The sequence below is a fragment of the Gordonia sp. NPDC003376 genome, assembly GCF_053589235.1.
In genome coordinates this window covers 383,027-394,158 of sequence record NZ_JBSFRM010000002.1, presented here as the reverse complement: position 1 = coordinate 394,158, position 11,132 = coordinate 383,027, and the positions used below count along the sequence as shown (strand labels likewise).

Genomic DNA, 11,132 nt, shown 5'->3' with positions numbered 1-11,132 from the left:
CAAACGCTGGTTGAGCTGCTGCGGAGCGGTGCGACGAGGTGTGTGTCTGTGGTGGTTGAGCTGCTGAGGAGCGGAGCGACGAGGCGTGTCGAAACCTCTGCCGGCCGGGTTCGGCGACCCGGCCACCGCTGAGGTGGTCGCCACACCACGGAAGCGGCGGAGATTTCGACTCGGGTCCTCGCTTCGCTCGGTCCCGGCTCAATCATCAAGTGGCAAACGCTGGTTGAGCTGAGTGCGGGGTGGTGGGTGGCTGACATTGTTGCCTCACCGGATTTCGACTCGGGTCCTCGCGATGCTCGGTCCCGGCTCGATCATCGAAGGGAGTCCTCGCCCAATCATCAACTGAGCATTGGTGGTTGAGCCGGCGAGGAGCGCAGCGACGAGGCGTGTCGAAACCTCCGGCGGCCGAGTTGCCAACCCGGCCAACTCCGAGGTGGTCACCCGACTCGGGTATCAACCGGCGATCCTGCACGATCGACGTCGGGAACCTCTCAGATGTCCAGTCCGAGAAGGGCGTTCTCCAGGACCTCGGGCATCGCCGGGTGAATCCAGTACTGGCCACGAGCCATCTGTTTCGCGTGCAGCCCAAAGGACATGGCCTGGATGACCGGCTGGATCACCGTCGGAGCCTGCGGACCCATGATGTGGGCGCCGAGCAACTCGCCGGTACCGCGCTCGGCGATCAGCATGCAGAATCCGGTGGTGTCCTCCATCGCCCAGCCATAAGCGACGTCGCCGTAGGCCTGCACCTTGACGGTGATGTCGCGACCGGTGGCGCGGGCCTGTTCCTCGGTCAGCCCGACCGTGGCGATCTGCGGATGGGTGAACACCGCCGCCGGAACGTACCGATGGTCGAACGACTCGAGATCGGTTGCATCCCAACCTTTCAGCACATTCTCCTGCACCACCCTCAGTTCGTGGTTGGCGACGTGCTTCAGCTGGTACGGCGACGACACGTCACCGAGAGCCCAGACCTTCTCCGCCTGCGTGCGGCCGTGGGCGTCGACGATCACCCGACCGTCGTCGGCGAGCGGCAACCCGATGGTCTCCAGACCCAGCCGGTCGCCGTTGGGCTCGCGGCCGGTGGCCACCAGCAGGACGTCGGCGTCGAGGTGCTCACCGTCGGCGAACTGCACCCGCACGCCGCCGTCGGGGAGATCGCCCGCCCCGACCACATGGGTGTCGAGGTGCAGATCCCACCGCTTCCGGGCGACTTCGGTGAACCGGCGCGAGATCTCGTCGTCCAGCTTGCGGAGCATCCGCGGGCCGCGCGCCACGATCGACACCTCGGTGCCGAGTGCGCCGAAGACATGCGCGAACTCGGCGGCGATGTACCCGCTGCCGAGGATGATCATCTTCTGCGGTAACGATTCCAGCCGCATCACATCGACATTGGTGTAATAGCGGACCCCGCTGTCGGCGATGGGCGACGGAACCGATGCGCGCGAGCCGGCGGCCAGCACCACCTCGTCGGCGAGGATCACGTCGTCGGCGGTCACCAGGCGGTAGCGGCCGTCGGCATCCCGGCCGGCAAACCGGACATGCGTGTCGAAGACGGTGATGTTGTCGCAGTCCTCGACGCGATACCGCTTGCCACCCGCCGAGATCGGATCGATCCGGCCGAACACCCGGGACACGATCGACGGCCAGTCGGTCCCGTCGACATGCGAGTGCACGCCGAGCCGATCACCGTCGGCCGCGATCTCGGCGACCTCGGCGGCGTAGACGAACATCTTGGTGGGGATACAGCCGACGTTGAGGCACGTCCCGCCGTAGATGCCCTCCTCGAAGATCGCGACAGACCTGCCGGCGTATCGCTCGTCGGGCAGCGAGTTGCCACTGCCGGAGCCGATGATCGCGAGATCGACGGTGTGGGTGGTCATGGATTCAGTTCTCCTCAGCATCGTGCACGGCAACGCCCGTCCCGGCGGCGACGCCCGGGACGTCGGTCACCGTGGTGTCGGCGTCGACCGTGGCCGCGAGCCAGGCGTCCACCTCGCGGTAGGCCTGCTCACGGGCATGCGCGACCGACAGGAATACGTCGTGCCGGGCATCGGTGACCGGGATCGTGGTCACGCGATTGCCCAGGCAGCCGCTCCACTGCGCGATCTGGCCGACATCGAGCACGGCATCGGCAACGTCGACCGCGGCCGAATACTTCCCGGCGAAATGTGTCTTGTCCGACCGCAGTACCAGCGACGGCACCCCGACATCGATCCCGTGATGCAGATGACGCTGTCCGGTGCGGACCGCGTCGAGGAAGCCGACGGTCACCGGGAAGCCGCCCAACGGCTTGAGGGTGAGGTCATAGCTCCACTCACCGCGCGAGTCCTGGTGCAGGCTCTCGCCATAAGCGGACGAGAGTTCTTGCGGGATGACGGTTTTCGGTTTCACCGCGGCGACGGCTCTGATGCCCATCGATACCGGGAGCGTTCGCAGCACCGGCTTGCCCTGCAGGTCGAACCACGGACTGTTGAGCAGCAGCCCGTCGATGTGGGCATGCCGGACCGGATCGTCACGGCGCAACCGGTCCAGCCACAGCGGGGTGATCAGCCCACCGGTCGAATGGGCGGCCACGAGGATCCGTGTGTCCGGTCCCAGCTCGTCGACGATGATGTCGACGGCCTTGCCGAGCTCCTCGTCGTAACACCGCAGATCGGTGGTGAAGTGCGCGGTGTGGTGCTCCTGCAGGGACCGACCGCACTTGCGCAGGTCGATCGCATAGAACGCACGGCCACGCCCGGCGAAGTACTCGGCCAGCGGCTCGTGGAAGAAATAGTCGGTGAACCCGTGCACATAGAGGACCGCGCCACGCTCGGCGTCGGCGGTGGTGTGCGGGCGTCGGACGAGGGTCGCGGTGATCGGGTCCTCGCCGTCGGGGTCTGGGCCCAGGTCGATCGTGCGGACCTCGTAGTGATCGAGGAAGTGGTCGGGTTGCCAGCCGGATGCGAGGGCGCCGGCGGCGGTCTCAGAAGCGGTGGTCTCAGAAGACGTCACGAGACCACTGTAGAGAGGATCGGCACGCCCGCGACCCGACGGCGACGGCCTGGGACGTGATGGCACAGTGCTCGATGGAATGTCGCACAGCCCACATTCCGTCGACTCCCTTGAGGCGGGTCGGGGTAGATGGGGGAGAATGGGAGGTCGACAACGGACGAGGGTCGTCCGAGCTGCGTGAAGTGGAGTCCAGGGTGTCGCAAACGGTGATCAAGACAGATGTGGCGTTGGTGGGCGCGGGCATCATGAGTGCCACGCTGGGAGCGCTGCTGCGTCAGCTGCAGCCCGACTGGTCGATCAGCCTGTTCGAACGACTCGACGCCGCCGCGGCGGAGAGCTCGGACCCGTGGAACAACGCCGGCACCGGTCACTCGGCGCTGTGTGAGCTCAACTACACCCCCAAGACCGCCGACGGCGATGTGAACATCGACAAGGCACTCAACATCAACGAGCAGTTCCAGGTGTCGCGGCAGTTCTGGGCCCACGCCGTGGACAACGGCGTGCTCGGCGCCCCGGACGAGTTCATCAACCCCATCCCGCACGTCAGCTTCACCCACGGTGCGGCCGGTGCGGAGTACCTGCGCAAGCGCTACGACCGCCTCTCGGCGCAGACCCTCTTCGAGGGCATGGAGTACATCACCGACCCCGACGAGTTCAGCAAGCGACTCCCGCTGATGGCCACCGGGCGTGACTTCGACGAACCGGTCGCCCTGAACTGGTTCACCGACGGCACCGACGTCGACTTCGGCGCCCTCACCCAGGGTCTGCTCAACTTCGTCTCCCGCGGCGGCGACATCTACTTCGGTCACTCGGTGACCAACCTGCACAAGCAGTCCGACGGCAGCTGGATCGTCAAGGTGCGCAACACCCGCACCGGCGAGAAGCTCGAGGTGCACGCCAAGTTCGTGTTCGTCGGCGCCGGCGGTGGGGCCCTGCATCTGCTGCAGAAGTCCGGTATCGCCGAGGCCAAGGGCTTCGGTGGGTTCCCGGTCTCGGGTGAGTTCTTCCGCTGCACCAACCCCGATCTGATCGAGCAGCATGCCGCCAAGGTGTACGGCCAGGCCGCCGTCGGTGCCCCGCCGATGTCGGTGCCGCACCTCGACACCCGGGTGATCAACCACAAGAAGGGCCTGCTGTTCGGCCCGTACGCGGGCTGGTCGCCGAAGTTCCTCAAGAGCGGCAGCTTCATGGACCTGCCTAGCACGATCAAGCCGGGCAACATGCTGCCGATGCTGTCGATCGCGCCGCAGGAGTTCGGCCTGCTCAAGTACCTGATCTCCGAGCTCGCCGCGACCCCCGCCGACCGTGTCGCGACGCTGTCGGAGTTCGTCCCGCGTGCCCTCGGCTCCGACTGGGAGATGATCACCGCCGGTCAGCGCGTCCAGGTGATCCGCAAGACCGGTGTCGGCGGTTCGTTGGAGTTCGGCACCGCCGTCGTCGCCGCCGGTGATGGCACCATCGCCGGACTGCTCGGCGCATCGCCGGGCGCGTCCACCGCCGTGCCGGCCATGCTCAACGTCCTGGAGAAGTGCTTCCCGACCGAGTACAAGACGTGGACACCCAAGCTCACCGAGATGATCCCGTCGTTCGGGCAGAAGCTGTCGGGCAACCGCGACCTGTTCCGTCAGGTCTGGGACTGGACCAGCACCAGCCTGCAGCTCAAGCGTGACTCGGCGCTCGCCCCGGCCGGAGCCTGAGCCGTGGATGTCCGCGCGGACCGACCCCGGACCGCGCGGGCATCTCGCATCTCACCTGCCCGGATACCGCCGATGGCCGCAGGTGTGATACCCACGAACCCATGACGTCACCGATGCCGGAACCGCAGCTGTATCGGCGGTCGTCCGCCGACCTCGACACCGCGACCCTCTACCGCCTCCTGCGGTTGCGGGTGGATGTCTTCGTCGTCGAACAGGCGTGCCCGTATCCCGAGCTGGACGGCCGTGACCTCGAACCCGCCACCCGCCACTTCTGGTTCGCCGACGACGACGCGGTGCTCGCCACCCTGCGTCTGCTCGAGGACGGGCCGGGCCTCGACGGCCGCATGGTCTACCGGATCGGCCGGGTGTGCACCGAGCGCGCGCATCGCGGCCAGGGGCTGACCGCCCGGCTGATGCAGGCCGCCCTCGACGAGATCGGGGCGCACACCTGCCGGATCGAGGCGCAGGCGTATCTCTCGGAGATGTACGCGCGCTTCGGTTTCCGCGCCGACAGTGACGAGTACCTCGAAGACGGCATCCCACACGTCTCGATGGTGCGTCCCGCCGGGACCACCCCGACCCAGAACCCGGAGGTCACCGACGCGTGACGAGTTCCACCATCCGTCCGGACGGACCGCAGCGGATCGCGAACACGGGCGCCCCCGCGCCGCTGCGCTACCCGTTCACCGCAGTGGTCGGCCAGGACCGGCTCAAACTCGCGCTCATCCTGTGTGCGATCTCACCGGGGATCGGCGGAGTGCTGATCCAGGGTGAGAAGGGCACGGCCAAGTCCACCATCGTCCGGGCGCTGGGGCCCCTGCTCGACGACGGACCACACGGACGGGGACGCGTCGTCGAGTTGCCGATCGGTGCCACCGAGGACCGGGTCATCGGATCGATCGACCTCACCAGCGTGCTGCGAGACGGGCGTCCCGAGTTCACCCCGGGTCTGCTCGCCCGCGCCGACGGCGGCGTGCTCTACATCGACGAGGTCAACCTGCTCGCCGACCATCTCGTCGACGTCCTCCTCGACGCCGCCGCCAGCGGTCGTGTCACCGTGGAACGTGACGGCGTCTCGCACACCCAGCCCGCGGACTTCGTGCTGGTGGGCACCATGAACCCGGAAGAGGGGGAGTTGCGGCCGCAGCTACTCGACCGGTTCGGGCTCGCGGTGGCCGTCACCGCCGCCCGCGATGTCTCCGAGCGCGTCGAGATCGTCCGTCGCCGAATGGATTTCGACACCGACCCGGAGTCGTTCCGGGCCCGTTACGCCGCCGCCGAGGCCGACCTCGCCGACCGGATCGCCCGCGCCCGTGACGTGATCGGCGACGTGGAACTGTCCGACCCCCAGCTGCGGCGGATCGCCGGGATCTGCGCGCATCTCGAGGTCGACGGGATGCGCGGCGACATCGTCGTCGCCCGGACCGCCACCGCGCATGCCGCATTGCGTGGGGCCGACGCCGTCGACGCCGACGACGTCCGGGTCGCCGTCGAACTCGCTCTGCCACATCGGCGGCGCCGCAACCCGTTCGACGAGTCGGGCCTCAGTGACCAGCAGCTCGACGAGGCGCTCGCCGCCGGTGACGACGCCGCCGGTGACGACCCCCAGCCCCCGGACACCGACCCGGACGGTGGGCCGGGCGGCACACCCGACGGTCCCGATCCGAACGCCGGCCCGCAGGGCGACGCCGGATCGGGCGCCGGCCCAGACGAGCCCGGCCACCCCGACAACACCGACACCGGTCCGGCCACCCCGGCCCCGGCACCGGGCACAGAGACGGGTTCCGACGCGGAACCGAAGGGTCCGGCGGGCCACCCACCGGGTGGGGCGTTCGGCACCCCGCCGACCACCGCGCCCCGTCGGATGCGGGCGTTGCGGGTCGACGGGATCGGCGACGGCGACCCGGGCCGCCGGTCACGGGCCCGCAGTCGACGGGGTCAGACCGTGCGGGCCGTCGAGTTCGGCAGCGGCGCACCGGTTCACCTGTTCGGCACGGTCCTCTCGGCCGCGGCGCGGGGCCTCGCCGACACCGGACGGGTCCAGATCACCGAACCGGACCTCAGGGGCGCCGACCGGATCGGCCAGGAGGGCAATCTCGTGGTGTTCGTGGTGGATCTGAGCGGGTCGATGACCGCCCGCCGACGACTCGAAGCGGTCGGTGACCTGTGCGTGGAGCTGCTGCGTGACTCCTACACACGACGCGACCGGGTCGCGGTGATCGTCGCCCGCGGATCCCGCGCCGACACCGTCGTGCCGCCGACCAAGTCGGTGGAGATCGCCGTGCGACGCCTCGCCGGTGTCCGCACCGGCGGGCGCACCCCGCTGGCCGAGGGGCTTGCGATGGCCGACGATCTGATCGCCCGCGCACGCCGGACCGAGCCGCAGCGTCGCCCGTTGTTGGTGGTGCTCACCGACGGCCGGGCGACCGCCGGCGCCGACGCCTCGCAACGCGCGCGGGCCGCCGCGGATCTGCTCGGCGCCAGGGGGATCGACACCGTCGTCGTCGACTGCGAGCAGGGGATGGTCCGCCTCGGCCTGGCCGCCGAGCTCGCCACCCACCTGCGCGCCGACCTGATACCGATGGCACAGCTCAGCGTGACCGCCCTGCAGCGCCCCGCGCACTCCGCCGCCTGAGGTCCGACCACCGACGTCCGGCGCACCCGCCCCGCCCGCCCTTTCACACAGGAGACCCACCGTGCCGCAAGGAGTCCCGACCTCAGTCCCCGACGACGGCCTGACCACGCGCCAGCGCCGCAACACCCCGCTGCTCGCCGTCCACACCGGCGACGGCAAGGGCAAGTCCACCGCAGCCTTCGGCATGGCGATGCGCGCCTGGAACGCCGGGATGCGGGTGGCGGTGTTCCAGTTCGTGAAGTCGGCCAAGTGGAAGGTGGGAGAGGAGTCCGCACTCACCGCGCTCGGCGACGTCCACGAGGCCACCGGCGCCGGCGGACCCGTCGAATGGCACAAGATGGGCCAGGGCTGGTCCTGGCTGCGCGCCAATGCCGATGCCGACGACGATCACGCTGCCGCCGCACGCGCGGGGTGGGACGAGATCGCCCGTCGACTGGCCGCCGAACAGCACGACTTCTACGTGCTCGACGAGTTCACCTACCCGCTGGACTGGAACTGGGTCGACACCGACGAGGTGGTGTCCACACTGGCCGGCCGCCCGGGCCGTCAGCATGTCGTGATCACCGGCCGCCGCGCCCCCCAGGCCCTGGTCGACGCCGCCGATCTGGTCACCGAGATGCGCAAGATCGCCCATCCGATGGATGCCGGCCGCAAGGGTCAGAAAGGCATCGAATGGTGATCCGGTGAGCGCGATCCCGGCGATCGTGATCGCCGCACCCGCCTCGGGTAGTGGCAAGACCACCGTCACCACCGGCCTGCTCGGCGCGCTGCGTGCGGCCGGCCACACCGTCGCGCCGTTCAAGGTGGGCCCGGACTACATCGACCCCGGCTACCACGCGGTGGCCGCCGGTCGTGTCGGCCGCAACCTCGACCCCAACCTGGTCGGCCCCGACGCCGTCGCACCGCTGTTCGCGGCCGGATGCGCGGGCGCCGACATCGCCGTCGTCGAGGGCGTCATGGGGCTGTTCGACGGCCGAATCACCGACGACGATTCCGACCCGATCGGTACCGGCTCCACCGCCCACGTCGCCACCCTGATCGGGGCACCGGTGATCCTCGTCGTCGACGCCGCGGGCCACAGCCAGTCGGTGGCGGCGCTGCTGCACGGCTTCCTCGGCTACTCGCCGGCGGTCCGGATCGCCGGGGTGATCCTCAACCGCGTCGGATCGGCCCGGCACGAGACCGTGCTACGGCAGGCGTGCACCCGGGTCGGGCTCCCGGTCTACGGTGTGCTGCACCGTGATCCGGCGTTGACGGTGCCCTCCCGGCATCTGGGGCTGATCCCCGCCGCCGAGCGTCGGGGCGAGGCGGTGGCCGCGGTCGACGCGATGACCGCCGGGATCGCCGCGGGCCTGGACCTGCCCGGGATCGTCGCCGCCGCCTCGCGACGCACCGCCACCCCGGTCCCGCCGTGGTCGGCCGACGAGGCGATCGGCACCCACCCCGTCGCCGCCCACCCCGGCGGATCGGGGGAGCGGCCGGTGATCGCGGTCGCCGCCGGTGCAGCCTTCACCTTCGGCTATGCCGAGCACCCCGAGATGCTGCGCGCCGCCGGGGCCGAGGCGGTCACCTTCGACCCGCTCACCGACCGACTCCCCGAGCGGACGGCCGGGGTGGTGATCGGCGGCGGCTTCCCCGAAGAACATGCCGAGGATCTCGCCGCGAACACCGACCTGCGCGCCGACCTCGCCGACCACGCCCGGGCCGGGCGTCCGATCCACGCCGAGTGCGCCGGACTGCTCTATCTGTGCCGCGAGCTCGACGGGCATCCGATGGCCGGGGTGATCGACGGCGTCGGACGATTCGGGCCGCGCCTGACGCTCGGCTACCGCGACGGCGTGGCGGTCGGCGACTCGGTGCTCTACCGCACCGGCGAACGTGTCACCGGACACGAGTTCCACCGCTCCCATGTCGAACTCGACGAGCACCCGCCGGCCTGGGGGTGGCGCGATGCCACCGGGACACCTACCGTCGACGGTGTCGCCTCAGGGGTGGTGCATGCGTCCTACCTGCATGTTCATCCGGTCGCGCAACCACAGGCGATCAGCCGGTTCGTCGCCGCGGCGGCCTACGCAACCGTCGGAGAAGGAGACCGCCATGGCTCATGAGATCGGCGAGGCCCTCGACGCGCTCGTGGCGCACGGTGCCGACAAGCCCGAGATCCTGCGCGACCTGCTCGAGTCCGTTCTGGTGGTCGGCCGCGGACTCGACCTCGACCGCGCGCTGACCCGGATCATCGAGGTGGCCGTCGGCGTGGTCGACGCCCGGTACGGCGCACTCGGTGTGCGCGGACACGACTGGCAGCTCAAGGAATTCGTCTACACCGGTATCACCCCCGAGCAACGGGCGGTGATGGGGCCGCTGCCGGTCGGGCGCGGTGTGCTCGGCGTGCTGATGGACTCCCCGCACGTGCTGCGTATCCCCGACCTCGCCCAGCATCCGGCGTCGGTCGGCTTCCCGCCGAACCATCCGCCGATGACCACCTTTCTCGGTGCGCCGATCATCATCCGCGGGTCCATCTTCGGCCGGATCTACCTCACCGAGAAGCAGGGAGCCGCGGAGTTCAGCGAGATCGACGAAACCCTGATCGCCGTGCTGGCAGTCGCCGCCGGCATCGCGATCGACAACGCGCAGCTGTTCGAGAGTGCGCGTACCCGGCAGCGTTGGCTGGAGCTGGTGGCACGGCGTGGGTCCGAGCCGCTCGCCGGGATCGCGTTGTCGGACACCCTGTCCCGGATGTGTGTCGACGTCGCCGAGCTGGTCGGTGCGGTGGATGTCTTGCTGATCACCGGAGAGCCCGACGAACCCGAGATCGGCGGCTCCACTCGACCCGGCGTCGACGCGTGCGGGCTGACCATGCCGGCCGGGCCCGCCCTCGCGGTGCTCCCGGCCGCCGACATCGGGGGTGCGATCGTCCGCGACGGAGCGCAGTGGGCGACGGTGCAGCCGCTGCAGCGGGCGTCGGGGGCGTTCGGGTGGGTGCTGATCACCCATCGCACGAGGCCACTCTGGGACGACGAGGACCTGTCCGGGCTGGTCGGTGTGGCCGAGATCGCCTCGCTGGCCATCGTCTACGCCGAGCAGCAGCAGGTGGCGCGTGACCTCGAGGTGCTCGAGGACCGTCACCGAATCGCGCGTGACCTGCACGATCACGTGATCCAGCGTCTGTTCGCGATCGGCATGTCGGTGCAAACGCTGCAGGCCGGGCGGGCCTCGCAGACCGGGGACGGCGCCGTCGACGACCCGATCACCGTCCGCCTCGATCAGGTGATGACCGACCTCGACAAGACCATCGCGCAGATCCGGACGTCGATCTTCGACCTGCAGACCGTCCCGGGCCACCACGACACCTCGACGCTGCGGCGCCGCGTCCTCGACATCGTGTCCGAACTCGCCGTGCACGCTCCCATCGCGCCCAGCGTGCAGTTCGCCGGTCCGGTCGACACCGTCGTGCCCGAGGCCCTCGGCCCGCACATCGATGCCGTTCTGCGCGAAGGTCTCTCGAATGCCCTGCGACATGCCAGGGCGGAGCACATCTCGGTGGCGGTCAGTGCCGACGACGTGCTCACGGTCGAGATCGGTGACGACGGGATCGGGATCGACACCGCGGTCGCCTACCGCGGGCTGGAGAACCTGACCCGCCGCGCCGAAGAATGCGACGGCACCTTCGACATCACCACCCGGCCCGGCCGTTCCGGTGGGCGCGGGGGCGGCACCACACTCACCTGGTCGGTGCCGCTCACCCCGGGGTAGGAGCGTCCGGATCGGGGCGGGCCCCGATCGGATCCGGCACGATCGGATCT

General features: G+C 69.7%; 8 protein-coding genes. 6 read left to right on the top strand and 2 right to left on the bottom strand.

Going from position 1 to position 11,132, the window contains the following annotated elements:
- Positions 1–491: 491 nt before the first annotated feature.
- Both ACWDUA_RS04010 and ACWDUA_RS04005 read right to left on the bottom strand, forming a co-directional pair.
- Positions 492–1,883, bottom strand: a complete 1,392-nt coding sequence (locus ACWDUA_RS04010; protein WP_449749687.1) for a mycothione reductase — start codon at positions 1,881–1,883, stop codon at positions 492–494.
- Between the two features lie 4 nt (positions 1,884–1,887).
- On the bottom strand, positions 1,888–2,997 hold the full coding sequence (locus ACWDUA_RS04005) for an alpha/beta hydrolase (protein WP_449749686.1): 1,110 nt from the start codon (positions 2,995–2,997) through the stop codon (positions 1,888–1,890).
- A 194-nt stretch (positions 2,998–3,191) separates the two neighbouring features.
- On the opposite strand from ACWDUA_RS04005, the gene mqo reads away from it, so the two are divergent.
- The 6 genes from mqo to ACWDUA_RS03975 all read left to right on the top strand — a co-directional run bounded on the left by mqo (position 3,192) and on the right by ACWDUA_RS03975 (position 11,082).
- On the top strand, positions 3,192–4,694 hold the full coding sequence (gene mqo, locus ACWDUA_RS04000; protein WP_449749685.1) for a malate dehydrogenase (quinone): 1,503 nt from the start codon (positions 3,192–3,194) through the stop codon (positions 4,692–4,694).
- A gap of 101 nt (positions 4,695–4,795) precedes the next feature.
- On the top strand, positions 4,796–5,302 hold the full coding sequence (locus ACWDUA_RS03995; RefSeq protein WP_449749684.1) for a GNAT family N-acetyltransferase: 507 nt from the start codon (positions 4,796–4,798) through the stop codon (positions 5,300–5,302).
- Complete coding sequence (locus ACWDUA_RS03990) at positions 5,299–7,329, top strand: VWA domain-containing protein (protein WP_449749683.1); 2,031 nt, start codon at positions 5,299–5,301, stop codon at positions 7,327–7,329. Before ACWDUA_RS03995 ends, ACWDUA_RS03990 begins: the two co-directional genes overlap by 4 nt.
- A gap of 61 nt (positions 7,330–7,390) precedes the next feature.
- Complete coding sequence (gene cobO, locus ACWDUA_RS03985) at positions 7,391–8,008, top strand: cob(I)yrinic acid a,c-diamide adenosyltransferase (RefSeq protein ID WP_449749682.1); 618 nt, start codon at positions 7,391–7,393, stop codon at positions 8,006–8,008.
- A complete protein-coding gene (locus ACWDUA_RS03980) occupies positions 7,971–9,437 on the top strand; it encodes a cobyrinate a,c-diamide synthase (RefSeq protein ID WP_449749681.1) in 1,467 nt (488 codons plus the stop codon). The genes cobO and ACWDUA_RS03980 overlap by 38 nt, the downstream gene beginning before the upstream one ends.
- A complete protein-coding gene (locus ACWDUA_RS03975; protein ID WP_449749680.1) occupies positions 9,427–11,082 on the top strand; it encodes a GAF domain-containing protein in 1,656 nt (551 codons plus the stop codon). Before ACWDUA_RS03980 ends, ACWDUA_RS03975 begins: the two co-directional genes overlap by 11 nt.
- Positions 11,083–11,132: the final 50 nt, after the last annotated feature.